The 26,898-nt window shown below is 59.4% G+C and carries 19 protein-coding genes; 18 read left to right on the plus strand and 1 reads right to left on the minus strand.

Translation table 11 applies throughout. The annotated features are described in order from the left end of the window. Positions 1-303 precede the first annotated feature (303 nt). From ileS to HUU46_06235, 8 genes are all read left to right on the plus strand, one after another. Positions 304-3,099, plus strand: coding sequence for an isoleucine--tRNA ligase (ileS, locus tag HUU46_06200; protein ID NUM53215.1), 2,796 nt, complete (start codon positions 304-306; stop codon positions 3,097-3,099). Positions 3,100-3,101: 2 nt separating this feature from the next. After that, positions 3,102-3,470, plus strand: a complete 369-nt coding sequence (locus HUU46_06205) for a TraR/DksA C4-type zinc finger protein (protein NUM53216.1) — start codon at positions 3,102-3,104, stop codon at positions 3,468-3,470. Positions 3,471-3,709: 239 nt separating this feature from the next. Beyond that, entirely contained in the window at positions 3,710-4,591 is an 882-nt protein-coding gene (lgt, locus tag HUU46_06210; protein NUM53217.1) for a prolipoprotein diacylglyceryl transferase, read from the plus strand. Between the two features lie 198 nt (positions 4,592-4,789). Next, positions 4,790-6,463 (plus strand): sigma 54-interacting transcriptional regulator, encoded by a 1,674-nt coding sequence (locus HUU46_06215; protein NUM53218.1) that lies wholly within the window; start codon positions 4,790-4,792, stop codon positions 6,461-6,463. Between the two features lie 92 nt (positions 6,464-6,555). Continuing rightward, on the plus strand, positions 6,556-6,786 hold the full coding sequence (locus tag HUU46_06220; protein ID NUM53219.1) for a hypothetical protein: 231 nt from the start codon (positions 6,556-6,558) through the stop codon (positions 6,784-6,786). Between the two features lie 380 nt (positions 6,787-7,166). Further along, entirely contained in the window at positions 7,167-7,268 is a 102-nt protein-coding gene (locus HUU46_06225) for a hypothetical protein (GenBank protein ID NUM53220.1), read from the plus strand. Positions 7,269-7,583: 315 nt separating this feature from the next. Continuing rightward, positions 7,584-10,967 carry a hypothetical protein gene (locus tag HUU46_06230; protein ID NUM53221.1) on the plus strand — a complete coding sequence of 1,128 codons (3,384 nt, stop codon included), beginning with the start codon at positions 7,584-7,586 and terminating at the stop codon, positions 10,965-10,967. Positions 10,968-11,124: 157 nt separating this feature from the next. After that, entirely contained in the window at positions 11,125-12,165 is a 1,041-nt protein-coding gene (locus HUU46_06235) for a hypothetical protein (GenBank protein NUM53222.1), read from the plus strand. Between the two features lie 12 nt (positions 12,166-12,177). Here HUU46_06235 and HUU46_06240 read toward each other — a convergent pair whose 3' ends face one another. Beyond that, positions 12,178-13,437 carry a PKD domain-containing protein gene (locus tag HUU46_06240; GenBank protein NUM53223.1) on the minus strand — a complete coding sequence of 420 codons (1,260 nt, stop codon included), beginning with the start codon at positions 13,435-13,437 and terminating at the stop codon, positions 12,178-12,180. A gap of 256 nt (positions 13,438-13,693) precedes the next feature. Between HUU46_06240 and HUU46_06245 the strand changes: the two genes are divergently transcribed. From HUU46_06245 to HUU46_06290, 10 genes are all read left to right on the plus strand, one after another. After that, complete coding sequence (locus HUU46_06245; GenBank protein NUM53224.1) at positions 13,694-14,506, plus strand: enoyl-ACP reductase; 813 nt, start codon at positions 13,694-13,696, stop codon at positions 14,504-14,506. Positions 14,507-14,650: 144 nt separating this feature from the next. After that, entirely contained in the window at positions 14,651-15,511 is an 861-nt protein-coding gene (locus HUU46_06250; GenBank protein NUM53225.1) for an amidohydrolase family protein, read from the plus strand. Continuing rightward, positions 15,508-16,311 (plus strand): amidohydrolase family protein, encoded by an 804-nt coding sequence (locus HUU46_06255; protein ID NUM53226.1) that lies wholly within the window; start codon positions 15,508-15,510, stop codon positions 16,309-16,311. The genes HUU46_06250 and HUU46_06255 overlap by 4 nt, the downstream gene beginning before the upstream one ends. Positions 16,312-16,314: 3 nt before the next feature. Then, positions 16,315-17,439, plus strand: a complete 1,125-nt coding sequence (locus HUU46_06260) for an alcohol dehydrogenase catalytic domain-containing protein (protein NUM53227.1) — start codon at positions 16,315-16,317, stop codon at positions 17,437-17,439. 266 nt (positions 17,440-17,705) lie between these two features. Then, positions 17,706-18,350 (plus strand): PEP-CTERM sorting domain-containing protein, encoded by a 645-nt coding sequence (locus HUU46_06265; GenBank protein ID NUM53228.1) that lies wholly within the window; start codon positions 17,706-17,708, stop codon positions 18,348-18,350. A 177-nt stretch (positions 18,351-18,527) separates the two neighbouring features. Next, a complete protein-coding gene (locus HUU46_06270) occupies positions 18,528-19,304 on the plus strand; it encodes a hypothetical protein (protein NUM53229.1) in 777 nt (258 codons plus the stop codon). A 232-nt stretch (positions 19,305-19,536) separates the two neighbouring features. After that, a complete protein-coding gene (locus HUU46_06275; protein ID NUM53230.1) occupies positions 19,537-21,303 on the plus strand; it encodes a glycosyltransferase family 39 protein in 1,767 nt (588 codons plus the stop codon). Between the two features lie 169 nt (positions 21,304-21,472). Further along, a complete protein-coding gene (locus HUU46_06280; GenBank protein NUM53231.1) occupies positions 21,473-23,431 on the plus strand; it encodes a sigma-70 family RNA polymerase sigma factor in 1,959 nt (652 codons plus the stop codon). A gap of 439 nt (positions 23,432-23,870) precedes the next feature. Beyond that, the gene (locus HUU46_06285) at positions 23,871-24,881 is read left to right on the plus strand and encodes a PD40 domain-containing protein (GenBank protein NUM53232.1); all 1,011 of its coding nucleotides are present in this window, start codon (positions 23,871-23,873) and stop codon (positions 24,879-24,881) included. A gap of 205 nt (positions 24,882-25,086) precedes the next feature. Then, positions 25,087-26,898 (plus strand): sulfatase-like hydrolase/transferase, encoded by a 1,812-nt coding sequence (locus tag HUU46_06290; GenBank protein NUM53233.1) that lies wholly within the window; start codon positions 25,087-25,089, stop codon positions 26,896-26,898.

Genomic DNA, 26,898 nt, shown 5'->3' on the forward strand with positions numbered 1-26,898 from the left:
TTTGAGACAACGAGATAATCTCAGCCAGCCACCAGTGGAAATCTCTCGCAGCCCACAACCAGTAATAGCGGTGTTCGGACCGTTAAGTCCGGTCTCCCCACCTTGGCGCGTGAATGATACACTAACACCACCCAAGGCGACCGTCTATTTGTTGGATAGGTTGGCGGGGCTGAATTTCCCGAAAGCATGGGCCAGTGTTACCGCTTTTTGATTTACCCGCCGCGCCGTGCTAGATTCTTGGCCTCAATTCGGGGGGATCTGCGCATATTTTTGGCGGATTACCGAATGGCTTGGTAGGCACACATGGCAACGGCGACGGACAAAGACTACAAAGACACGGTCAATCTTCCGAATACCGCGTTTCCGATGAAGGCGAACCTGACGCAGCGGGAGCCGGACATCCTGGCGCGGTGGGAGGAGATGGGCTTGTACAAATTGATGCGGGAGTCGCGTGCGGGGCGGAAGAAGTTCGTGCTGCACGATGGTCCGCCGTACGCCAATGGCGAGCTGCATTCCGGCCACGCGCTGAACAAGATTCTGAAAGACGTGGTGGTCAAATCGCGGCAGATGGCGGGGTTCGACGCGCCGTACGTGCCGGGTTGGGACTGCCATGGGTTGCCGATCGAGCACAAGGTGGCGTCCGAACTCGGCAGCAAGGCGAAGACGATGTCGCAGGCGGAAATCCGCCAGAGCTGCCGCGCGTTCGCGTTGAAATACGTGGACATTCACCGGAAGGATTTTAAACGGCTTGGCGTGACCGGCGAATGGGAGAACCCGTACCTCACGCTCAGCCCGCAGTACGTGGCGACGATCATCCGCACGTTCGCGGAAATCTACCAGACCGGGGCGATCTACCGCGGGCTCAAGCCGATCTATTGGTGCCCGAACTGCGAGACGGCGCTGGCGGAGGCGGAAGTCGAGTACGGGGACAAGACCTCGCCGTCGATTTATGTGAAGTTCAAGGCGGAAAAGCCCGTCCCCGGCGTGAGCGGCGACGTCTATTTTGTCATTTGGACGACGACGCCGTGGACGCTGCCCGCGAACCTCGCGGTGTGCGTGCATCCCGATTACGACTACAGCGCGATCAAGGTGGGAGGGGAGACGTACATCCTGTCGTCCTTCCTCGCGCCGGTTGCGCTCGAGGCGATGGGCATCACGCAGTACGAGACGGTCGCGAAGTTCACCGGCAAAGACTTGGAACATCTAACGTACCGTCATGCGATCTTCCCCGAGAAGGTCTGCCCCGTGATCCTGGGCGAGCACGTCACGCTCGACGCGGGTACGGGCTGCGTGCACACGGCGCCCGGACACGGTCACGAGGACTACGTCGTCGGCATGAAGTACGGCATTGCGCCGTTCTCGCCGGTGAACAAGAGCGGCGTGTTTACGAACGACGCGGGACCTTATGCGGGCCAGTTCGTATTCAAGGCGAACGCGCAGATTGTCAACGACCTGAAAGAAAGCGGCGCGCTCGTCGCGCATTCGGCGTATCAGCACAGCTACCCGCACTGCTGGCGTTGCAGCGGCCCGGTCATCTTCCGCGCGACACCGCAATGGTTCGTGAATATGGACCACAACGGGCTGCGCGAAAAGGTGCTCGCGGCGATCGACACGGTGCAGTGGATTCCCGAGTGGGGCAAGGAACGCATCTACGGCATGGTTGCGCAGCGCCCGGACTGGTGCATCAGCCGGCAGCGCGCGTGGGGCGTGCCGATTCCCGTGTTCTACGGGAAGGAAAGCGGCGAGGTCTACGCGACGCCGGAATCGTTCAAGCGCATCGAAGAACTGGCGCTGTCGTCCGCGGACGGCATCGACCGCTGGTTTGACACGCCGACGGAGCAACTGTTGCCGCCCGGTGCGAAACACCCGGTGACCGGTGAGACCGAGTTTGTCCATGAGAAAGACATTCTCGATGTCTGGTTCGATTCGGGTTCGAGTCACCGGGCGGTGTGCGAAACGCATCCCGACCTCACGTGGCCGGTGGACCTGTACCTCGAAGGCAGCGACCAACACCGCGGGTGGTTCCAGTCGTCGCTGATTCCCGCCGTTGCCGCGAAGGGCGCCGCGCCGTACCGCGCCGTGCTCACGCACGGCTACGTGGTCGATGCCGAGGGCAAGGCGATGTCCAAGCGCCTCGGCAACTACGTCGGCCTGCCGGATCTATTGAAAAAATACGGCGCGGACATCGTGCGTCTGTGGGTCTCGAGCGAGAATTACCGCCAGGACGTGCGCATCTCCGACGAAATCCTCACGCGGCAGCAGGATTCCTATCGTAAGTTTCGTAACACAATGCGGCACATGCTTGGGAACATCGCGGATTTCGGCGCGAACGACGCCGTTGCGTACGATGCGATGTGGGACATCGACAAGTGGGCGCTGCACCGGATGCAGGTGGTGAAGGAGCGCGTGCTGAATGCGTACGCCGATTACGAGTTTCACATTGTCTATCACGCGCTGCACAACTTCTGCGCGGTGGACATGAGCTCGCTGTATCTCGACGTGCTCAAGGATCGCCTGTACACCTTCGCGAAAGAATCGAAGGACCGGCGCGCCGCGCAGACCGCGCTGGCGGAGATTCTGTCCGACTTGTTGTCGCTCCTGGCGCCGGTGCTTGCGTATACGGCGGACGAGGCGTGGGGCTATCTGCCGGAACACCTGCGCCGGGAACAAAGCGTGCACCTTGCGGAGTTTCCTTCTGTCAGGCCGGAATACAAATTGGCAAACGGCGCTGCCGCGGAATGGGACGCGCTGCTGCGCGTGCGTGCGGTTGCGTCGAAACAACTTGAAGAAGCGCGCCGCGCCGAGATGATTGGTTCGTCGTTGCAGGCGTCGCTGACAATTTGGCCCGGAGATGAAGAAACTTGGCGCGTGTTGCGGGTCTATGAGAGCCAGCTATACGACCTCATGATCGTTTCACATATTCAGATTGCGCCGATTTCGGATCGAGGAAAGGGTGCGGAAGAACGCGTAGCTGTAACCGTCGCGCCGGCGCCGGGGTCGAAGTGTGTCCGTTGCTGGCATGTGCGCGAGACGGTTGGTACTATTGCCGGCCACGAACAAATCTGTGCCGTTTGCGCCAAACAACTGGGAGTTGGTTGACGATGAATAAGAGGGATTCGAAGAAGTACGAGAAACTCCTCCTCGAAGAGGGCGAACGCCTTGGAATGGGCATTCGCCGCCTTGAGGAAGATACCCTTTATCAAACCGCTACGGACCAAACGGCCGACATCGCGAGTTACGCCGAAGTCGGCACGGACAACTTCGAGCGCGAGACCGCGCTCAGCATCGCCAGCGGCGAAGCGCAACGGTTGCGCGACGTAGCCGACGCGCTCGAACGGATCAAGCTGGGGAAATACGGCGATTGCGAAGGCTGCGAGAAACCGATCAACCCGAAACGGCTCGAGGTATTTCCGTCGGCGCGGTACTGCATCGAGTGCCAGGCGAAGTTGGAAAAGACGGGGTCGCTGTAGGCGGATTGCACCAGGGCGTTCTCGGCCATTTGAAGCTCGCAGTCGTAATCGTCCTCATAATCTGAATCGGGCCACTAATCGAACAATCCTAAAACGTCCGCGCGTCGGTTGCTGGGGGTACGTTTCGCCCAAGTTTTGCAGAGCGCTTTTGACGTCCATATTCGATTACGATTACGAGCGCGATTACGACGCACGAGCACGAGGTGCACGGAGTTCTGCAACCGAATAGGGATATGTGAATGTACCCCATCCTCCTAAAGCTCGGTCCGCTGCCGATTCACTCCTACGGCCTGATGATGGCGTTCGGGTTTCTCGCGGGATTATTTCTCGCGCGGCGCGACGCCCCGAAGTTCGGTCTCGACCCGGACAAGATCGCGGATGCGGCGTTCTGGGTGTTGCTGCTCGCGCTCGCGGGCACGCGTGTCGCGTTCATTATGATGTTTCCCGAAGATTTTTCCTGGTCGAATCCGCTCGGCTGGTTCGCGTTGTGGAACGGGGGACTCGTCTTTCAAGGTGCGATTCCGCCCGCGGTCGTTTTCATCTGGTGGTGGACCCGCCGGCACAAGATGCCGTTCTGGACGGTCTGTGACCTTGCCGCGCCGTGCCTGGCGCTTGGCCACGCGCTCGGGCGGCTCGGCTGTTTTCTGAACGGTTGCTGCTACGGCGCGCGCACCGATATGGCGTGGGGCATTAGTTTTCCGCGCGTACCGTTCGACACCGCGAAACCTATGACCGGAAGCCCCGCGTTTTTGGATCACGTTCACAGATTTGGCCTGAACCCGGCCATTGACCAGTGGTCGTATCACATTCACCCGACACAGCTTTACAGCAGTTTTGGTTTGGTGATTTTGTGTATATTATTAATAACGCTTCGTAAGTACTGTCGGCCCTTCCACGGCTCGACAACCTGCTACTATTTCTTCTTCTACGGCATCGGCCGGTTCGGCATCGAAATGCTACGCGACGATGGGAACCCGATCCTCGCCTTTGGAATGACCACCCAGCAGGTCATGGCCCTGGCGGCTTCGGCCGCAGGGGTCATTCTTTGGATCGTGCTTAGTGGGCTCAAGAAGCGCCGCGTTCTACAGAAGGCCGCCGCCCAGTCCACCCCTGCAAAGTAGCTCGACGTTGCTCGCTTGGGCTTGGCTACGCGCGCGGGATCGGGGTTGAGCCAATCAAACAGGGTCCATTTTGGGGATATTGACATGTTGTGCGTATATTATCTTTTTACATATTATAAGCAGTAACGTCATGTTTCTAATGAAACACTTGATTTTCTGACAAGTCACTGTTAGACTCCCTCACCTAGGGGAATTGCCATGATAAAGCGTCCAACCCGCCTCAGCGCTCAAGTTTTTCTGGATTTGCCCCCCGTCCTCGGCCACTACCTAGAGAACACTCGGACGAGTTGGATCGAGACTAGTCCCCCTTCCGGCAAGGTCAGCTTCATGGGCCGGGTCGGGGTGTTCGAGGATGTCGAGTCCCTCGCTGTGGAACGGCGCCAGGTCATCCAGACGCTTGGCCGGGATCGTGCGCGATCCCTGTATTACCGGATCGGGTTTGAGCAGGGGCGCCGGGACGCCTTGCGGCACCTTGAGCAGTACGAGGGGAATGTTCGGTTGGCGCTCCAGGCGGTTACGGTCTTTGCTCAGATGTTGGGGAAGCTCGTGGCGGAGCCGGTGCGGTTCGAGTTCGACTTGGAGTCAAATACACTTTACCGAGAAATCACCCTTCAATCTTCGACAGAAGCCGCTGTCCACCGCCTGGTTACGACCGAAGCCGCTGACTCGGTGTGCTGGACCACCTGCGGTTACCTTGCCGGGCACACGAGCGAGGTTCTAGGCCGGCGGGTTATTGCGATGGAGAAGTCGTGTTCGGCTTCGGGCAAGGGCCCGTGCCGCATCCTCGCCAAGTTCGAGAACGAATACGGCGAAGAAGCGAACTGGGTGCGCAACGCATTCAAGGTAGATTCCATTGATGCCGAACTGACCGCGCGCGACGAGCAGATTGTGCAGCTCAAGGAGACTGCGAGCCGGTCGGCTGCGGCGCTGAACAGCATCAACCGCCGGCTCAAGAGCGACCTGTTGCTCGACAGCCTGATCGCGGAATCCGAAAACATGCAGTCGGTCATGCGGCGCGCGAAGCAGGTTGCGCAATCCGACGTGCCGGTTCTCATGGTCGGCGAACCGGGCACGGGCCGGGCCACGCTTGCCAAAGCGATCCACTTGTGCAGCGCGCGCAAGGCAGGCGCGTTCGAGGTGGTCGACTGCCGTGCGCTGGCGGCGTCGCTGCTCGTGCAGGAACTTGCGGGGTTTGCGCAGGGCGCGTTTCAGGGCGCCAGCCGCGGGCACACCGGCGCGCTCGCGCGCGCGAACAAGGGCACGACCTATTTCGACGAGATCACGCATCTCACGCCCGAGGCGCAGGGTATGCTCCTCCGCGCGATGGAGGACAAGACGGTGACGCCGCTCGGCGCGCAGGAACCGCAGAAGGCCGATGTGCGCGTCATCGCCGCGACGCAGTACGATCCGCAGACCCAGATGACGCACGGCAAAATCCGCGAAGACCTGTATTACGCCATCGCCATCGGACGCATGGACGTGCCGCCGTTGCGCGACCGGCTCGACTGTATCCTTCCGCTGGCGCACGCGTTCATGGTCGATGCGCGCGACCGTTACGATCGCCCGGCCGCGCAGTTCTCGAAGGAGTTCAAGCAGGCGCTGCTCGATTGTGCGTGGCCGGGAAACTTGCGGCAGTTGCGGAATACAATCGAACATGCGGTTGTGTTTGGCCCCAATCGCGAACTTGGTATCGAAGACTTGCCGGAAGAGATAATTTCGTTCCGCTCCGTGCGGCCCTCGCAAGAACTCACCGGCGACGTCCTGCGCGCAATGCTCAAACGCACCCGCGGCAACCGATCGGAGGCGGCGGAGTTGCTGGGCATCGGGAGGACGACGTTGTGGCGGCTGATGAAGCGCGAAGGGATTGATTGATCCATAAAGCCGCCGTTGCCGGCATTTGTATTCGGTGTTAGAATTGAGACACGTGACATTCCGGATCGCAACGGAAGCATTGGAAGAGAGCTATGTCATCCAGCGCGATAACAACGGTCGTCCAAATACTTGAGGACCTGCCCGAAGCCGCGCAACGACAGGTCGTCGACCACCTGCGGGAATACCTCGAAGATCTCCGCGACGAAATTCAATGGGACGATACGATCGCGAGAACGCAACCGCAACTTGCGGAAGCTGCCCGCCGCGCCAAACGGGAAATCGCGCAAGGCCTCGCCGAGCCGCTCGATCTTGAGCGGTTGTGATTTCTCGCGCGCTGCCCTCGTTCTGGGCGTCGTACCAATTGGTTGACGAAACGCTCCGCACTCAAGTCCGAAAAGCTTATCGTCTGTGGAAAGATAATCCGTACCATCCGTCATTACACTTCAAGTGCGTGGACACCGAAGAAAACGTCTGGTCCGTCCGCATCTCGCGCGGGTACCGCGCTCTTGGAATCCGCGAGGGCAATACGGTCACATGGTTTTGGATCGGTCCGCATGACGAGTACGATCGATTCCTTTCTTAATCGCCTGTTGCGCCTTCGGGTGCAGGCGAGTGACCCGGCATCGATTAACCGCTGGAGGAAATCATTCACTCTCGCTCCGTGCGGCCCTCGCAAGAACTCACCGGAGACGCCCTGCGCGCAATGCTCAAACGCACCCGCGGCAACCGATCGGAAGCGGCGGAGTTGTTGGGCATCGGGAGGACGACGTTGTGGCGGCTGATGAAGCGCGAGGGGATTGATTGAACTGTTTTGCGGCGGCCTGGCACGAGGAAAAGAAAGCTATCGGTCCCGCGTGAACGACATGCCGTGGCTGGTAGACTCATCATGAACCTGCTCGACCCTCACGGTCCCATCCGAGACCGCGCTTACGAATCGCTCCTATTGCTCAGGCGAGCACTGCGACTATGTAGAATGCGGCGCCGGGCGGACGCCGCGCCGCTGCCGTCCAAATAGTCTCATGCGTCATTCAAATGGATTGCAATAGTAGGGCGGAATGGCGTAGCATCACGCCGGTCTTACTCTCGGGTTTGATGGGTGCGTTGTACGCGAGGGCCGCGCATGAATCGCTTTGCTTGGGGGATAGTGGCGTTGGCGGTCGCCCTGTGCCCTTGTGTGGGCGCGCTCACGGGCAGCGGGGACTCGCAGGTCGGGTTGCTGGACACGATGGGGCCGACGGTGACGAACCTGCAGGTGAGCCAGCCGAATGCGGACCCGGGCGAGGCGGTCACAATCACGTTCGATGTCTCCGAACCGCTGCTTGGCAATCCGCTGGTGTACGTGAACGGATACGGGGCGTTGTTCGTGGGCGAATCGGGCGGGACGTACACCTACACATTCACCGTGCGGCCGGGGGGCGGCGGGCCGACCCCGGCGGACATCCATATCAGCGCGTCGGACGCGCTAGGCAATGTCGGTACGCTCGACGATTCCGCGTTGTTGACGTTGAACTTTCCGGCAGTGCCGGTGCGGGTGTGGGCGGTGGTTGTGGCGTTGGTCGTGTTGGGCGCGGTTGTGGCGCGGCGGCTGGGCCGCGCGGCGCACGTGACGTTGATCCTTGCCGTGTTCGCTGCGCCTGCGGCGCATGGGCAGGCGCCGGAAGTGACCAACGTGCACTTCACGCAGCAGCCGCGCTCGGGCGGCGGCACGGAAGTCGTCATCACGTACGACCTCACCTCGCTGCTGTGCAACTGCGATATTGCCGTGTCGCTGTCGAAGAACGCGGGCGCGGACGGCTTCTCGTATCCAGTCACGTCGATAACCGGCGACATCGCGCACGTCGCGCCGGGCGTGGACAGGCGCATCGTGTGGGACATCGCCGCCGATTATCCCAATGAACACATGCCGCAGGCACAATTGCGCGTGACGGCCATGACAAGGCCGGATGATTTGACGCCGTGGCAGCGCGGCAATAAAGCGCACGTCTTCGCGTATGCGTCGAGTTGTCGAGGAAATCTGGTGCGAACCGGCCTCGTACTTAAGGAATTTACATTCGGCGGAAACGTGTGGTTTCCCAAGCTATCAAGCGTACCTGGTCGGCTGATGTTTACACAGGATGAGATTTACGCCGGATGCCGGTTCGACCCCGAGTGGCTCTCGTGCCAAGGGCGGATCGATCCGCCGCCGTTAGTGCCGTATGACGATAAACACTACGTCTACTTGGGATACGCGGTCCGAAACGAGATCGACGTTATGGCCTTTGTGAATGCATATTCAGCACAAACTGCATCCGGTGGCGAATTCTCCGGTGATCTTCCCGGTGTGACAAGTTTTGGCAATGCGGTGTACCGACTAAGGGAGAATCTAGTACCCGCGGAGAATAAACACTTAATACCGATAATGTTTGAATGGCCTGATAATCATCAAGAGGGATTTGGCGGTAACGTTCTCTACATGGACGGCCACGTTTCATTCATTCGATATCCCGGCGAATTCCCGATGACGGAAGCAACGATTTCAGCATTGGGCGCTTTGGCGGGATACGAACCTCCCACGGGATGGAACTATCCGCTTCTAACGTGGCCGTATTCACTTGAGCGAGAGACCTATCATTTTGGCACCCGATGCTCAGCAAATATCACATTCGAATTGCAGCATTTCATCCTGAACTTTGCACGCGACAATCCGCAGGAACGATTACCGAGACTCTCAAGTGAACCAGGCAGACTTATGATGCGGGAGGACGAAGTGTATCCTCTCTATATTCCGAAACCGGATGTCCTTATTTGCCCGGGCGCTGCTCCCATAACGCCAAAGCCGCGCTTTGACGATCAACACTTCGCGTTTCTCGGATATGCCGTTCGAAATGACGAAGACGTCGCCGCGTTTGTTGACGCGTATTGGGAGGAGATCGGTTCGGGTGGCGATTTCTCGGACGATCTGCCCGCCGAAGCGAGCTACGGAGACGAATTGCTGCGACTACGTCTGGACATAGGTCGCTTTCTCACGACGAACGTCAATGATCCGAGCCAGTGCATTCCGGACAGAGAATTCCCGATCTTAATTGAGTGGCCTGGAAACCATAAAGGCATTTCAGGTGGGCACATTGTGTATCTTGACGGACACGTGGAATGGAGGGACTATCCCGGGGAATTTCCCATGACCGCCAATACAATTGCTGCGCTGGCGTCGCTTGCAGGCCATCTACCCACAACCGCCTATGCGCAGCTTCAGCCGTGGGAAACGCTGGACTATGATCCGTACGGATGGCTCGACGCGTGCAGCCGGAATTTGGGTACTGTGGATCTCGCGTGCCTGGGATTTGGCCGAGATCAAAGCAGCAGGCAGTATGCGCGCATATCAAACACGCCTGGAAAACTGATGGTCGCTCAAAGCGAAGTTTTTCCCGAATACGTAGACAATCCTAATTTTTTCGTTTGCCCTGCTGCTGCGCCAACAACATTGCCACCGGACTTTGACGATAGGCATTACGTATATTTCGGGTACGTGATGACGAACGATTCGGACGTACGGGCGTTCGCACAGGCATATCAAGCCGAAGTTACCGGCGGCGGAGATTTTTCGGACGATCTTCCGATTAGCAGCAGTTATGGAAACAGCTTAGTTCGATTACGTGTGCCTCGGTCTGGCCAGCTATTCCATGAGATTGATCCCAGTCCAGAAGGATTCGTAGGTGACCACGAGATACCCGTTTTAATGGAATGGCCGGGGAACCATCAAGCATTGACTGGCGGTCACGTGCAGTTCTTGGATGGACACCGCGAGTTCGTTCCGTACCCCGGCAAGTTTCCAATGACGGAGAGCACGGTCACGACTCTTGCATCGATTGCGAATTGGGCACCGACGACGAGTTGGGCGAGTAAAGATTTCACTCGCGAACACGATCCTCATCTTCAAGCGCTTTGCCAAGACAATCTATTCTCGTTAGGCATCTCGATGAGGACGTTTGGGTGGCCCGAATTCGGATTCCTGCCGCAATTGTCGAACGCACCCGGTAGACTCATGTTTACGTCATATCCGATGGTGCCATTCTATCTGGACGATATTATCCGGCTTAGTTGCCCAGCATCTTCTATGGCGTGTGCGACTCCAGTGGTTGACGATCACAGCTACGTGTACTTGGGATATGCCGTCATGACCGATGACGACGTTGAAGCGTTCGCGAATGCGTACCTGGCCAGACTCGCCGAGGGTGGCGATTTTTCCGCCGATTTACCGGGTAATACGAGTCTTGGCAGTACAATTCACCGCCTGCGCAATGACCTGGCATTTCTTGCAACCGAGAGAAGCCGCCTCCCATCTCTTGCGGCCTCGCGCATTCCGATGCTTATCGAGTGGCCGGATAACCACGACGACCTTAGCGGTGGGAACGTGCTTTTTATGGATTACCATGTCGAATGGATTCCATATCCCGGCGGCTTTCCGATGACGGAGGCGACGATGAACATTCTGACAACTCTGGCGGGACGGCCACCGATCGAGTGACGTCCGCGCGACGCGACGTCGCCGTTGCGTCCGAATCTGGATGTGCGCGTCACGGCGAATCAAGTTTGTGTGCAGGCGAACTTGGACCACACCAGCCGCAGTATCGCGCGGATGCTTCCTGTTACAATGGCTCGGGGGTAGGTGGGGAGGGGGAGCCATGTCCGTTCTCGGAATTCTTGTCGCCTCGTTTGTTGTGACCGCGGCTCCGGATGCGGCATCGCCGGGAGACCGCGTCAAAGCGTTTTGTGTCGATTTCAATTGGGGGCCGGAGGGGTTTGCGACGCCGGGGATGTTTGCGTCGGCTTCGCCGGAGCAGCACGTTGCCTGGTACAAGGCGCTTGGCGCGAACACGATTCAGACGTTTTGCGTGAGTTGTCCCGGTTACGCGTGGTACCGCAGCGAGGTGGCGCCGGTGCAGCCGGGCATGCAGGGCGAATTCCTGGCGGAAATCACGCGGTTGGGGCATGCCGAGGGCATGCGGGTCATGGGCTATTTCTGCATCGGGGCGAATGCGTATTGGAGCGAGAAGTATCCCGGCGAAGTACATCCGCTGCCGAACTCGATATCGATTCCGTTCACGACGAAATATCTCGATTACCTTGCAGCCGTAATCCCCGAGGCGCTGACGAAGACAGGAATCGACGGGTTCATGATCGATTGGGTGTACAACGCGTCGCACTTCTATACGGACAAGCAGTACGCGTGGCTCGATTGCGAGAAGGCGATGTACTCGGAACTGTTTGGCGAACCGTGGCCGGGCGACGACGCGATGACGCGCGAGCGCATCGACGAGTTCAACCGCCGCGCATTGGCGCGGTGTTGGGAGCGCATTCGCGACGCGGCCAAGCGCGCCAAGCCGGACTGCATCATATGGCTCACGTGCTACGACTTGCTGCATCCGCAACTCAAGGACTCGAAGATGTTGCAGGAAGTGGATTGGCTCATGAACGAGCATCCCGATCCGAAGAAGATGTTGGCGGTGCGCGGCGGCGTGGGCGCAAACACGAAGCTTATCCAGTGCGTGTGCGGTTGGGGCGACCAACACAACGCGCAAAAGATCGTGGACGATGCCCGCTTCGCGGACTGGGGCATCTACGGGTTCGCCAAGGCCGATACGACAACCACGTTGCCGCCGGAGGACAACGCCGGAAATGCGCGGAACATCGAGGCGCTCCGCGCGTACTTCAACCGGCCTTAACGGGCCCTGCGTCTATTTTCCCGCGGTGAAGGCCTGCCATGCGGTGTCCAGAAACGCGGCGAACAGTTGCGTCGATCGCGTGTTGGCGGCGTCGTTGGGGTGAGAGTCGCCGGAGCCGCCGCCATACTCGCCGCGCAGGCGGTTCGCATGAGCGCGGTCCGAGGCCGGCGCGGCAAGTACGTCGAACCAGTCGAACACGGCGACGTTGTGCAGGCCGGTTCGCTGTTGGTAACCGGCGAGCCACTCGCCTTTCAGCCATAGGTTGAACGCACGTGCCCGCGCGCCGATTTCCGCATCCGAATCCTGCCAGCATTCCGGCGGGGCGGTGATGGCGATAAAGAGCGTGTCCGAACGTTTCGCGAAGACATCTTCCAGCGCACGGTAGGCGTTGCCATCGTGTTCATAGGTATTGCCGGGCCCGGCGGGATGCCGGAACACTGCCTTGTAGTTTGCGGTCGTTTTCCAGTCGCTGAAGGGGTCGCCGGGTTCGGTTCCATTGTCGTCAACGTGGCTGTTGGGGAAGCAACTCTTGAACACGACAATGCGGTTGACGCCGGACGCGCAGTCGTGCCTGCGAACGCCGTCGAGGTAGTCATTGAACCAGAGGACCCAATGATGCATGTCGGTCAGTTCGCCGGCCACGTCGCCGAGCGACGCGGGCCTTCCGGAGTCGTGCGCGACCGCAACGCCGTAGGTGATGTCGTTGCGTTCGTCGATGTAGTTTTTCGCGGCCAATGTGTGGTGCAGACCGCTGTTCAACCAGTTCTCGCCGCAGGAATGGTGAATGAAGACTAGGTCGTCCGCGGCCGATGGTGGCGATAGGTTCGGCGTCGTAGCACGCTCAGAGGTTTGCGCCGGTTGCGGTTGATCCTGCGGCGTCTGTTCGGGCTGCGACTCGGTCTGTGGCGCGACGTTCGCACCGACCGAGATGTAGTTTTTCCTTGCCGTGGTGTACGTCTTGTCACCTATCGTGTGGGCCAGCGAGACTGTAAATGTGCCTTCCTTTTCGTACGTGTGCGAGGTGTAACCGTCGCTGCTCGTGGCGCCATCTCCGAAATCCCAGGACCACTTCGTAACCTGGTTCATCGTGGATTCGTCGCACTCGAGATGAAAGTGGACCTCGAGCGGCGGTTTGCCGGAATTTGGCGAGCCGTAAAAGTTGATTTGAGAAGCCGGCGAGCCGCCGGGTCCTTGCGCGTGCGCTGTTGCGGTAATGAAGAGTCCTGCACCAAACAGGGCAATGATGCAGAGCGCGAACGGAATCGATCGCATGACACATTCCCCCGACTGGAGATTGGCCCAGTCTTTTCGAAGTGAATTCCCCACCGACCAGAATATCACCGAAGGGGCGAATTGTTAATGTTTACTTAAAAGACTTCTTTGGCGCGCATTGGAATCGTGCCCTTCCGTGGCGGGTCCAGAAGTGCCGCGATGCAGGGGGATTCCGGCGAATTCGGCGCAAGTTAGCATGAGTCTGCGCCATCCTCTACAATACGCGCTTTCGCGATTTCCCAACGAAGGAGGCGTCATGGCGGAAGGTTTGCTTGCGGGTAAGCGCGGCGTGGTGTTTGGCGTTGCGAACGAGAAGTCGATCGCGTGGGGGTGTGCGCAAGCGTGTGCGGCGCAGGGGGCGTCGCTGGCGTTCAATTACCTGGGCGAGCAGTTGGAGCGGCGCGTGCGCAAGCTTGTGGACGAGTTTCTGCCAGGATCGCCGGTGTTTAACTGCAATGTACAGAGCGACGACGAGATTGCTGCATTTTTCGCGTCGGTTAAGAAGGAATGGGACACGATTGATTTCGTGATTCACTCGGTCGCGTTTGCGGACCGGGAAGACTTGAAGGACCAATACATCACGACACCGCGCGCGAACTTCGCGTTGGCGCTCAATATTTCGGCGTACTCGCTAGTCGCGCTCGCGCGCGAGGCTGCGCCCATGATGCCGAACGGGGGCAGCATCGTGGCGATGACATACTACGGCGCGGAGAAGGTGGTGCCCCGGTACAACGTGATGGGCGTGGCGAAGGCGGCGCTCGAATGCAGCGCGCGCTACCTCGCGAACGATCTTGGGCCGAAGGGCATCCGCGTCAACTGCATCAGCGCCGGGCCGATTAAGACCTTGTCCGCAAGCGCTATCGCCGGCATGCGTGGCATGCTGACCGCGGCCGAGAAGGTCGCGCCCATGCGCCGCAACGTGTCGCAAACCGACGTGGGGCAGACGACGGTGTTTTTGTTATCGGACCATTCGAGTGCGATTACCGGCGAAGTCATCCACGTGGACAGCGGATACCATGTGATGGGGCTGTTCGGGTTCGAAGACCTAGCAAACGGCGGGGAGAAATGACGCCAGCAGGCGGCGAGAGTATCCATTTTGGATTTTGGATTTTGGATTTTGGATTGAACTGCCGCTCGTTGCGCTGTGCGGGACACCTCAGATGATTAATTCGATTGGATTCGCGCCGGTGATAGCAGCCAGATCGAGACTGGTATGGATCAGACACCACGGCAGCGTCGATTCGTCCGGTCTGTTGTGGACCGTCAATCCAAAATCCAAAATCCAAAATCCAAAATTCCCATGGTGATCGATTGTCACATGCACGTCCGTGCGGCGAAGGACGGTTCGCTGGACACGGAGTATTGCGACGCCACGATCGAGGCGGGCGACCTCTTGGGAATCGATCTTTTTTGCGTGGTCGACCTGCAACTTACCGGGCCATTGACCTATGTGGAATTCCATGCCGCGAACGAGCGCGTGAAGCAGGCCATTGCGCGGCACCCGACGCGGTATCGCGGGTACTGTTACGTGAATCCCTCCGATCCGAAGGCGCTGGACGAAATCCGCGAACGCGTGAAGAACGACGGTTTCATCGGCGTGAAGCTGTACAACCAGCATTTCATCGATGACGACGTTGTCGCTCCGGTTCTGAAACTTGCGAGCGAGTGGCAGATTCCGGTGTTGTCGCATGCGGGGCGCCCGAACGATCCGGTGACGCAGAAGTTGCAGCCCCACATCAGCGACGCGGCGCGATTTGTCCGCGTGGCGCAGCGCTTTCCGGAGTTGATCCTCATCGAGGGGCACATCGGCGGCGGGGGCGACTGGGAGTGGGCGCTGAAGCATTTGCGCGAATCGGAGACGGTTTATCTCGATACGTCCGGAAGCGTCATTGACGAATGGATGGTTGATAGAGCGGTCGAGGCGGTCGGCGTGGATCGACTGCTTTTCGCGACGGATATGACGATGGAGGGCGGCGTCGGGAAAATCCTCGATGCAAACCTGACGGACGAAGAACGGGCGCGAGTGCTTGGCGCGAACTTTGAAGCGATCCTCCGGAAGAGGGCCGTGCCATGAAGAGGTATGAGTCACTCTTTGGTCCCGGCATCGTCGATGCGCACACGTTTATCGGGAACTGGCCGTTTCGCCGGTTGCGGCGGAACGATACCGCCGGCGTGCTTGGGATGATGGAACAATTCGGGATATCGAAGGCGTGCGTCGCTTCCGCGGATGCGATCCTGTACCGTGATTCGCACGACGGCAACAAGAAGCTGTACGACGATACGCGCGAACATGCGGACCGTTTTGCGTTGTACGCGACGCTGAATCCTGCGTACGCGGGATGGCAACGCGATTTGAAAGAATGCGTTGACCTCGGGTTCAAGGCGCTGCGCCTGTACCCGATCTACCACGGCTATTCGATTGAAAGTCCCGAAACGTTGGCGATTCTCGACGCCGCGACGGAGGCGGGTTTGCCTGTTTCGTTTCAATGCCGGATCGAAGACGCGCGGCAACGGCATTGGATGGATGTCGTGGACAACCTCGATCCCGTGCGTGTGCTGACGTTGGCGGAACAGCGGCCAAACACCACATTCATTCTTCTGGAATCGATCCTCGGTTGGCCGCGTGACAGCGACAACTGGAAACGCATGCACGCGCTGCCGTTCTACGTCGAGATCTCGCGCATGACCAGCGTGCTCGGAAAAGACATCGAGATCATGGTCGGCGCGCTTGGGCCGGAGCGCGTCCTGCTGGGTACCGGTTTCCCATTCAAGACGGCGTCGCCGGCCTTCCTCAAGTTGCAGTGCCTCGATGCGGATGAAGACGCGAAGCAGGCGATTGCGGGCGGGAATGCCCAGCGGCTGTTTCACGCATAATCGATGGTTGCCCTTCCTGCCACGTGTAGGGCCGCGGTATTCGAGGGGCCGGGCAAGCCGATCGCGATTCGCGAGTTCTCCGTGCCGCGCGCGCTGCCGCCCGGCTCGGCGTTGTGCCGAATTCGGTTGAGCACGGTCTGCGGGTCCGATCTGCACACGGTGTCGGGCCGGCGCAACGAACCGGTCCCCAGTATTCTCGGCCACGAATCGGTAGGCGACGTTGTCGCCGTGGGGGAGGGGACGCGCTACTGGAACGGAAAAGCGCTGCGTGTTGGCGATCGGGTAACGTGGAGCATCATGGCGTCGTGTGGCGCGTGCGACCGTTGCGCGGCGCAACTCCCGCAAAAATGCCGCCATATAAAGAAGTATGGCCACTTGTCCACGGACACCTGGCCGGGACTTACCGGCGGGTATGCGGAATACATCTACCTCTATCCCGGCACGGCCATCTTCGCGGTCCCGGCGGCCCTAGACGACAGCATTGTGGCGCCGGCGAATTGCGCCCTGGCGACTGCCGTGTGTGCCGTCGAGTCCATCGGCGGAGTAGGGCCTGGCGATTCCGTATTGATTATGGGGGCCGGACTGCTTGGCATTTATCTCGCCGCGCTCGCGAAGTCGGCGGGGGCGGGTCGCGTACTGGTCAGCGATGTAGACCGGATTCGCGCGGACCAGGCACGACGGTTTGGCGCGGACTTCGCCTCTTCGGATGCCACCGATGTCCGCGGCGTTGTGCGGTGGGTGCGAGATACCGGCGGGGCAGAGGGAGTAGACGTTGCTTTCGAGGTGTGCGGCGATCCACGTGCGGCTGCCGCCGCGATTGAAGCGCTCCGCATTGGCGGGCGACTTCTACTGGCGGGCATGGTGACACCGGGCTGCCTGTTTGAGGTGGATGGTAATGTCATCACACGGAAATGCCTCATGATGCGGGGCATCCACAATTATCACCCTGCGCACCTCGAGCGAGGACTACGTCTTCTCGATGCCGAATCGAGACGATACCCGTTCGCTGGACTCGTCTCCGAGATTTTCGATTTGGGGCGCGCTGATTCGGCGTTTGCGTCAGCACGGACTGGACGGGCGCTTCGGGTAGGGTTGCGGCCGGGCGATTCACGGGAAGGGAGTGTATAAAGGTTGGTCAGTGATGACAAAAGGTTTTGAGTGTTTCAGTGCGAGTTACTATCCGGCAAAGTAAACTACTGACATAGCAGAATTCCGCGCTTCTGCCCGGACGTAGTTGCTAAGCATATATGCGGCAGTAATTTGAAATGCGGCTTGCGACGATATTCTGGCTTCCGTATTGTTACTTTTCGCCTTAGGTGCGATTCGGCATTCCTCTTGCTCCATCTCATTTATCCTATTTATATCAGGCTTTGACACCTTTAGGAGTGGGAACAATGAAGACGAACAGGGTGCTGGCGCTGGTAGCCGCTTTCCTCGCGGTTGCAGCCGTGCCAGCGGGTGCGGAGGTGATTGCCTTCAGCGGTCAACTGAGTGACCAGGACCAGCCAGACGCAGGGGTGTTTGACGCCCAGGTAGTTTGGAGTTTCGATGTCGGTACAAGCGTGCTGACGATGGAGATTTCCAACCAGACGACAGCCCCCGACACGTATACGTTATCGGAATTGTTTTTCAACGTGTCCAGCGACGTGACGTCATTATCGATTCTCAACGACGGTTCATTGACGAATACCGCGCTGACGCAGAACTCTTCGGCCGGCCCATTCGGGACATACGACTACGAGTTCGACTTCGGCGATCCGGGGAATGCCGGTCTCGCGTCTGGTGGAACCGTGACGGTAACATTCCTCGTTGGTGGGTCGAACCTCGATGTTTTGGACTTCTTCAATGGACTTCCGAGTGGCGGGTCGCCGGATTTCTTCGGGAACCTGGCCGTCGTGAAATGGTCTCAGGGCCCGAATGATGACAGCGTGTTTGCAGGAAATCTGCCGGGCGGCGTTGTCCCCGAGCCTGCGACGCTTGGCCTGCTGGGGCTTGGATTGGCAAGTCTGGCACTGTATCGGCGCAAGAATCACTCCTAACCGGTTGCTGACCGCCGGTTCTCTTTACGGAGGCGAGGATTCCACCCCTCGCCTCCGTCCCTGTTTTGTGCGTGGCCAAAAGTGCTTGGCATTGTTGCGGGGAATGCTGTAAACTGATTTTGTTCGGGGCCGGTATGGGCCCTATGGGGTTTGGCACATAAGGTTTGGAGAGGCTTCATGCAGCGGATGAGACTCCTCTTGGTGGCGGGGCTGACTTCGGTAGTGGCGTTGAGCGCATCGGCGCAGTACCAAAAGTACCACACGTGGATCGAGAGTTCGGCGCCGGTATCCAAACAGCGCACGGCGATCGAGCCTTCGCATTGGGGCAAGTATGGCAATGCGGAAGAGCCGGCGACGCGGCCGTTCAAGGCGTTTTGGCGGGGGCTGAAGGCGTTCCATTATCAAATCGGTGCGACGATTGACGAAGGCCACCGGAAGGCCGGCCACGCGGGCGGAGGCGTCCAGTTCTTCCGCGGGGTGCGGCGTGGGCTGGTGGAGATTGGCGGGGGCACCTACATGGGTATGGCCGGCCAGTATCCGCTGCCCGTCGAGCAGACACACCCGATAAACGAATACATCGACTCGGATCGGCGTCTGGCGGCGCTGGCGGATTTGCCGTCCACGGCGGCGATTCTTTGGTACGGCGGCGCAACCAGCGTCGGCACGGTGTTCGGCACCGGGGCCATAACGGTTGCGCAATCGGAAGTGGATCGGCACGCGATGACGCCCGAGGAGCGCGCGGAGGTGGCACGGGCGGCCGCGAAGTTTTCGAAGCAGCAGTGGCCGGCGTCCGCGCATGACCGCAATACGCCGCGTCCCGGTGGATTGAAATACGTCGGCGAGTGGAAAGAAGCGGACGATGCCGCGAAGCGGGAGGGCAAGCCGCTCGAGGGGAATCCGTATTCGGGCGACATGCTCAAGAAGGCCCGCAAGGGATCGATTCGAGACAACTGAATTCAATTCGATTGACGAATCGTGCGCCCGGCTTCATGCCGGGCGTTTTTGCATTTGCGAAGGACTCGCGCGACGTGCTTGAGGGGTGCATGCGGCGCGGGTGACTGATGCACCAGCAAGGGGTCGATTACGAACTCGATTGCGATTAGGATGACGAGCACGTGAACGCGCACGAGTGCGGGCGCGAATGCGGGTGTTGAGGGAGGGGAGCGTTGGAGTGCGTGGGTGAAGCATGACCAGTAGGTTCTGGGTGGTGTTGCTTGGGGCGGCGCTGTTCGCGGTCTTTTTCGCGTTGGGGCGTGGCGACATTTTTGAAGACAACGAGGGGCAGCGCGCTGCGCCGCCGGCGACGATGGTGCGCACGGGCGACTACGTTATTCCGCGGTTGAACGGCGAGCCGTATCTCGTGAAGCCGCCGCTGCTGTATTGGGCCATTGCGGGCGTCTACCGCGCGGCGGGCATATCGGAATTCACCGCGCGCACGCCGACGGCGCTTGCGGGTGTTGCCCTGGTGATGAGTATGTACTTCCTGTCGCGCAAACAGGCGGGCGAACGCGCGGCGCGATGGGCAGCGCTGGCGATGCTTGCGTCCCCGTACGCGCTGCAGCGGATGCGATACTCGGAATTGGACATCCCGCTGACGTTAGCGATTTTTCTCGCGATCGTGGCCGCGCGCAACGCGACGCTGAACGAATCTGCCGTGCGGCGAGCGCAGCTTTGTATCGCGTCCGGAATCGCGTTTGGCGCGGCCGTGATGTTGAAGGGGCCGGTGCCTTTCCTGTTCTTCTGGGCGGCCGCGATTGCGGTGTTTGTAACGAGCAGCCCGAATCTCACAAAGGTAGCGGGCGTTGGCATCCGCGTGAGTATCGCCGCGTTCGCTCTCGAATTGTTGCTGAAAGAGATCGCGGTGCGCGTGCTGCCGGCACATGCGAAAGCATTGGGGACACCTGTCGCGCTCATCGCGGTAATGCTTGTGTGGACATACCTCGCGCTCCGCCACGCGGGAATCAGGCGCGCGAGGTTGGGGTATTGGTTTGGTGCGATGGCGATTGGCGCTTCGCTCGCGCTGCCGTGGGGCGTTGCGGTAATACGCCAGATGAGTTGGGAGACCATCCGCGCGATGCTCCACAGCCAGGTTGTCGAGCGCACGTATGTCGCGAGCGAGATCAACAGCGGCGCGCCGTGGTACTTCATCGCGGCGATCGCGTTCATGATCGCGCCGTGGGGATTCCTCTTGCCGTTTCAGTTCTCGAAGCGCGAGTGGGACCGGCAGAACGATTTGTACCGGTTTTGCGTGCTGATGTCGTGGCTGAGCGTGCTCCTGTTTTCGCTGATCGCAGGGAAGGAGTATGAATACATTCTGCCGTGCGTGCCGTTCATGGTGATTGCGCTGGGGTATCACATCGCACAGATAGGGAGTGGGTTGGCTGCGGATTGGATGGAGCGATGGGCGCGGTACTGGCAGATTGCGACGCTCGCGTTATTGGCGGTTGCGCTGCCGGGCGGGATCGCGTATTTCGCGGTGAGGGGTCCTTCATTCACATTGTTCGCATTGACCGCGCCCCTGGCGGTAGTGGGGCTGCTCGCGTGTCTGATTTCGTTTCGCAGCCGGACCTATCGGAACGCAGGTATATTTGCCGCGACGTTGTGCGCGGTGCTTGTGTATTTGATCGGGCGCGGCGACCATTATCGGGGCAACGAATCGCCGAAGGGAATTGCGGTGCTCGCTGCGCGTTTTGCGAACGCGGGGTACACGGTCGAGCAGTCCAAAATGTACCCATCCGTCGATTTCTATTCGGCAACTGTCATTCCGTTGGAGCAGAGCCCTGCGCGGGTGAAGGAGAAGTTCGCGTCGAAAGAGCCGTACATTTACTTGACGCGTGAGAGCCTGCTGCAACTTGCGGGGCTAAAAGAGTACCACGTGCTTGCAGGGCCGATTGGGTTCAAGGATTTGATGTTGATCTCGAACCAGATGATGGGGCCACCGGGAGAAATGTAGCTATCGAATCTGGATCGCGATTTACCCGGGCTTGACACGATTCAAACATGATCTCGGCTGCAGAATTCATACTTGCGCCTTCAGAATGCTCGTAGCTAACGAAACCGACGGGCGCGGTGAGATTAGGGGTAGAACAGGCAGTCAAGGCACCTATCCTGGAGACCCGATCATGTCAACAGCCGACCAAACGCTTCTCAGTCAGTGGTTCGCGCGACGCGATGCGCAAGCCTTCAAAACTCTAACCAAGCGCTATTGTGCAGCGGTTTACGGCACGAGTATGCGAATTCTACGCAGCCCGGCCGACGCAGAGGAGATTACCCAAGAGTGTTTTACCGCGCTCGCAATGGCGCACACGGGACCCACGGGATCGTTGGGGGCATGGCTCCACCGTGTAGCGACGCACAAAGCGCTGAATCGGCGCCGAAACGATCAGCGGCGGCGTGAACGGGAGGAACGGTTTATCAGGGAGCGCGCGTCAATTGCCGTAGCGCAGTGGGACGATATCAGCCAGTTTATCGATCAATCTATCGAGGCCTTGCCCGAGAAGATTCGCGCAACCATCGTTGCGCATTTTATCGAAGACGAGTCCGTCACGGCGATCGCCGAAAGCGAGGGCGTGACGCACGGGGCCATATCGCAACGGATTCAGAAGGGCGTCGAACTGATCCGGGAGCGCATGCGGCAGAACGGCATTCCCATTGCGGTGGCGGCACTCGCCGCGATGATGTCGCAGCAGGCGTCTGCGTGGCCACCCGTGCCGGCGAGCCTTTCCGCAAGCTTGGGAAAGCTCGCGTTGACCGGCGGCGCCACCGGTCGTGCGGCAGCGGCGGCGTGGCTCAGCGCGAAGCTGCTTGCAGGTCTTGCCGCGACGCTTGTAGTCGCGGGCGCGATCGCGATATACGCAGCGTTCATCCACTCCGAACCTGTCGCGAACGCCGTGGCCGCGGATGCGCCCGTAGCTGTCCCATCGGTAATCGCGCCTGCGCCGGTCGATCCTCTCGCTGTCGAAGCGTCCGTGGCGTCGGCCGTTCCGGAACCCGCGGCGCCCGCTGTCGTGAAGCCGGAAACGAAGGAACCGACATCGTGGCGGGAAGTCGTCGATGCGTATACGTCGAATCAGGACCGTATTCGGCGGATAAGTTTCGAATACGTGCACCGGACGAGTGGCGCCTACTTCTTCCAGTCCTTTGCGGCGGAACCTGGACGGAACGACTTCTCCGAGCGCGGGTCGTTGATCACGGACGGTACGCGGGTTGCCCAAAAGCGATGGAATTGGGGGCGGCGTTGGGCCGACAGTTATCCCGCCGAGCGTGCGGCATTTCACATCTGGGTGTACAACGGCGACGCGCACGCGCAGTACGACGCGGGCGGCGGCGAGTTCCATGGTAAGCCTGGGATGTTGCAGATTACTTCTGACGCTTTGAACACTCAGATACTACAGAGCGCCTTCGACCATGGACGAAGCTGTGTGCTCTACGGCGCCTATCCCGGGGGAGATATGCTCGGTTATCCGTTGGTGGCGGGACTGCGCATGGAGGAGCTTCTCTACAGCGCTCGGCAAATCGCCATGCGGCCCGCGAAGGAATCCGTCGGTGGGCTCGAGTGCTACGTCGTCGATGCCGATACCGCATTCGGGGATTTTACGGTGTGGTTCGCGCCGGGGCGAGGCTATAACGTCGCGAAGTCCATTATTGCGATGCGAGAAGGGGACATCTACGAAAAAAATCCGCTGGAGCCCACCAGGTCCGCCTATTACGAGTATGTAGTCAGTAAGTTCGTCGAAATCGATGGAAACTGGGTGCCGGTAGAATCGAATTCGCATCATATCTCGAACGGGCTCAACAACAACGGATACGATTACAACCTGACTCACAAGCGGAGCAACATCAAGTTGCTCGGGCCGGACGACGACAAGGATGCATACTTCATCGATGGTGATGACATCCCGAACGGCGCCACGCTTATGGGGAAGATTGGCGAGATTCGCCGGTCTGGGGACCCCGAATGGCGATGGATGGATGGAGAATTCGTCCTCATGACGGATACACCCGGCGCTCAACCGATTCAACGGAGCGACGGGACCACTGGCTTCGGCGGTGGCATTATGGCCACGGGCGATTCGCAGTAGTCTTCACGCATTCAACACCGATTCGTCGCTCTTTGGGTAATGTGCAAGGGGGGACGAATCGGTTCGCTTTGATCCTGGTATCCCGCCGTTCTCATACTCTACGTAGAAAGCCGTTCGGGCCGTTGGCACCATGTTTGTAGGCGTACGGGTGCGGCGAGGGCGTCTTGAAATCAGCATTGGAACTATAGGCATGCATTCCACATTCACGACTAGACCTGCCATTTGTTGTCCATCGCGCGATAGTTCAATTGCCGTTTTAAGAGGCGACGCAATGTATCGAAGAGCATTCCTGCGACAGTCGCTAGTAGCGGCGTGTTTTTCCGCTGGCTGTACTACGTTTTCGTCTGCAAAACTCACGGGTGGTCTCGTCGGGTACACGGAGTACCGGACAAACCTTCCGACGCGGCATGCGAACCAGGTTACGTCGCGGGCGTGTGTCGTGCGTGACGAGGGAACGGTACGGCGAGAGCTGGCTCCGGAGCTTATCGAATCGGAGAACTGCTGGACACAGTTCGCGGGTTGGTCGCCGGACGGCCGCCAAGCGGTGATCGGGTGCGGATGGGAAGATCCTGAGAATGCGAAGTGGGAGGAAGAGCACAAAACGTTTCGGATGACCGAGGGATGGTTGTTTGATATCTACTTGCACGAAATGGCCAGCGGCGAGCTGAAGAATTTAACGGAGATCGAGCGCGTCAGTGCATATAACAGCGGATTAATCTTTATACCCGGCGCGACGCCCAAACTTGGGTTTACGGCGCTCATCGACGGCGTCTCACATCCGTTCGTTATGGACATGGACGGGCGCAACAAGCGGGATTTATCACAGGGCACGAAGGGCTTCGCATACGGGTTCAGTGCGTCGCCGGATGGAACCAAGGTCGCGTATCACCAGGACTATAAGATTTATGTTGCGGACGCCAACGGCGAAAATGCGCGCATGATCGAGACGGGGAATCCTTTCAACTTCGTGCCTCAGTGGTCGCCGGATGGACAGTGGCTGATGTTTCTTTCCGGGGAACACTACAACTGTCATCCCCATGTCGCGCGGCCGGACGGATCGGAGTTGCGAAAGCTCGCCGATCGCGGTGGGTATGACGGGGTGATGACCGTCTACGACGTGTTCGATTTTCATGGCGGCAGTAGCGACGTGCCGGTGTGGTGCTTGAGTGGCGACGCGGTGTATTACACGGCGAAGGTCGGAGACGCCTTCGAGTTAATGTGCGTGATGCTCGATGGGAAGGTCGAACAACTGACACATTCGGCCCCGGGCGTGCACCATTACCACGTCAAACCGGCGCCGGACAAGCAGCGCATCGCGTTTGGATCGACGCGGTCAGGCCGCCGTCAACTGCATGTCGCCAACCTCGATGCGTCCGAGGCGCATCCGATTACCAAGGTTCCCGAGGGGTACGGTGCGATGTGGGCGCATTGGCAGCCGTCGACGCGTTGACTCAGGACAAGTATCGGTTGAATTTAACAGGTGACTGTCCCTATTTAAGCAGCGCGGGGAGGCGGTTTGCGCGGGTTTGCTCGATTTTGGATAATTGGGGCATCACTGGTGGAACGAAGTTCGAGCTGACTTGTAGTAGAAGAGGCCGTGCCTTTTCCGGATGCGCCGCCAGCCACCGTTCACCCCGTTCGAGGAGGTTTTCCACGTGCATGCAGGATTCCGTTATTCGCTGTTTCTTGTCGCGGCGTTGTGCGCTTTAGCAGTCGTTTCGTGCGGCAAGAAGGAGGAGGCCGCGCCCAAGGAAGAAATCAAGGCGAAGCAAATCGAGCCGATGGCCGTCACGGGGCCTGCGCCGGAGAGCATGAAGAAGCGGGCCCAGATGCAGGTGGAGGGCGAGTCCGCGGAGGCAGGCGCCGCGGCGGCGCCGGAGATGAAGCCGAAGTCAGAGTTGACCGATGAGGAGAAGGCGGCGCGAAAGGAGGAGCGCAAGAAGCAGCGCGATGGCCAGACGGACGCGCGCAAGGAAAAGAAAGCGAGGAAGCAGGCGGACCGGGATCGGAAAGCGCAAGAGGCCGCGGAAGACGCGAAAAAGGCGATGGAAAGCCTGCCCCCGAAACCGGTCGGCGACTACAAGAATATTCTGCTGATTACAATCGACACCATCCGCGCCGACCGCATGACCAGCTACGGCGCGCCGCGCGACACGACGCCGAATATCGATGCCATCGCGAAGGAGGGCATGGTGTTCGAGAATGCGTTTGCCCAGCGCAACTCGACGTGGCCGTCGCTCGCGACGATTATGACGTCGTTGTATCCCATTCAACACGGCGTGCGCAGCAACGGCCTCAAGATCGGCAACGAGTTTCTGACGCTTGCGGAGTACTTGTCGCAAAACGGGTATCTGTGCGCCGCGGTTTACGCGAACGCGACGGCGCAGAACTGGGAGGGGTTCCAGTTTCGTTACCCGTGCGACCACGACCCCGTGGACGAGCGGGCCACGCACAGCGCGGTGAAGTGGCTCGAGGAGTACAAGGACTACAAGTTCTTCATGTGGGTGCACTACCTCGCGCCGCATGCGGACTACGAGCCGCCGCAGGAGTATCGCAAGTGGGTTGACGCAAATTACGCGGGGCCGGTGGACGGGTCGAAGGCTTCGGTCACAAACCTGACGCTCAAGCGCTTCGACGTGACGGACGCGGACGTGCAGCAGGTGTTGAATTTGTACGATGGCGAATTGTTGTACGTGGACAACGAAGTCAAGCAGATTATCGATGCGCTGAAGTCGCACGGGCTTTATGACAAGACGCTGGTGATGATTAGCGCGGACCACGGGGAGGAATTAAACGATCACCACGGCTATTTTGGGCATGGCGCATCGGTATATGATGGCGTGCTGCGGGTGCCGCTGATCGTGCGTTTGCCGGGCGTGGTGCCCGCGGGCAAGCGCGACGCGACGCTTGTCCAGCACCTCACGATTGCTCCGACGATTTGCGAAGCGGTGGGGTTGCCGGTACCGGAGCCGTTCGTTGGCAAGAGCCTGATGCCGTTGTTCAAGGGGGAGGAGGCAGACTATGGCCCGGTGTTCGCGGAGATGAAGGACGAGATTTTGACCGTTCGCACAGCGGACTACAAGTACATCGCGAACCCCTTGAGCTATAAACCGCGCAAGTTGAACGAGGAGCGCCGCCAAAGTGTGGGGTTGCCAAGCGCAAGGGGCAATAAGCGAGGCGGAAAGGACATAGAGGGCGACGTCGAGGTGGACGACGCCTCGGTCGATCCGGCGTTGCTCGAGATGCAGATGAAGGACGAAGAGTTGTATCACGTTGCCGAGGATCGATTGGAGAAGTTGGAAATCGCGCAGGCAAAACCCGACGTTGTGAAGGAAATGAAACAGAAGCTGACGGAGTTTCAGGAGAAGTACAACTGGAGGTTTGGCCATACGGTGGACGAGCGCGTTCAGAAGGAAGTGGACCCGGAATTGAAGCAGAAACTTGAGGCGATGGGCTACGTGTTGTAG

Source organism: Candidatus Hydrogenedentota bacterium, assembly GCA_013359265.1.
Classification (GTDB): domain Bacteria; phylum Hydrogenedentota; class Hydrogenedentia; order Hydrogenedentales; family SLHB01; genus JABWCD01.

Excerpts from the sequence above, each read along its gene's own strand:
- ileS (NUM53215.1), top strand. The coding sequence starts at position 304 with ATGGCAACGGCGACGGACAAAGACTACAAAGACACGGTCAATCTTCCG.
- HUU46_06205 (NUM53216.1), top strand. The coding sequence starts at position 3,102 with ATGAATAAGAGGGATTCGAAGAAGTACGAGAAACTCCTCCTCGAAGAG.
- lgt (NUM53217.1), top strand. The coding sequence starts at position 3,710 with ATGTACCCCATCCTCCTAAAGCTCGGTCCGCTGCCGATTCACTCCTAC.
- HUU46_06215 (NUM53218.1), top strand. The coding sequence starts at position 4,790 with ATGATAAAGCGTCCAACCCGCCTCAGCGCTCAAGTTTTTCTGGATTTG.
- HUU46_06220 (NUM53219.1), top strand. The coding sequence starts at position 6,556 with ATGTCATCCAGCGCGATAACAACGGTCGTCCAAATACTTGAGGACCTG.
- HUU46_06225 (NUM53220.1), top strand. The coding sequence starts at position 7,167 with ATGCTCAAACGCACCCGCGGCAACCGATCGGAAGCGGCGGAGTTGTTG.
- HUU46_06230 (NUM53221.1), top strand. The coding sequence starts at position 7,584 with ATGAATCGCTTTGCTTGGGGGATAGTGGCGTTGGCGGTCGCCCTGTGC.
- HUU46_06235 (NUM53222.1), top strand. The coding sequence starts at position 11,125 with ATGTCCGTTCTCGGAATTCTTGTCGCCTCGTTTGTTGTGACCGCGGCT.
- HUU46_06240 (NUM53223.1), bottom strand. The coding sequence starts at position 13,437 with ATGCGATCGATTCCGTTCGCGCTCTGCATCATTGCCCTGTTTGGTGCA.
- HUU46_06245 (NUM53224.1), top strand. The coding sequence starts at position 13,694 with ATGGCGGAAGGTTTGCTTGCGGGTAAGCGCGGCGTGGTGTTTGGCGTT.
- HUU46_06250 (NUM53225.1), top strand. The coding sequence starts at position 14,651 with ATGGATCAGACACCACGGCAGCGTCGATTCGTCCGGTCTGTTGTGGAC.
- HUU46_06255 (NUM53226.1), top strand. The coding sequence starts at position 15,508 with ATGAAGAGGTATGAGTCACTCTTTGGTCCCGGCATCGTCGATGCGCAC.
- HUU46_06260 (NUM53227.1), top strand. The coding sequence starts at position 16,315 with ATGGTTGCCCTTCCTGCCACGTGTAGGGCCGCGGTATTCGAGGGGCCG.
- HUU46_06265 (NUM53228.1), top strand. The coding sequence starts at position 17,706 with ATGAAGACGAACAGGGTGCTGGCGCTGGTAGCCGCTTTCCTCGCGGTT.
- HUU46_06270 (NUM53229.1), top strand. The coding sequence starts at position 18,528 with ATGCAGCGGATGAGACTCCTCTTGGTGGCGGGGCTGACTTCGGTAGTG.
- HUU46_06275 (NUM53230.1), top strand. The coding sequence starts at position 19,537 with ATGACCAGTAGGTTCTGGGTGGTGTTGCTTGGGGCGGCGCTGTTCGCG.
- HUU46_06280 (NUM53231.1), top strand. The coding sequence starts at position 21,473 with ATGTCAACAGCCGACCAAACGCTTCTCAGTCAGTGGTTCGCGCGACGC.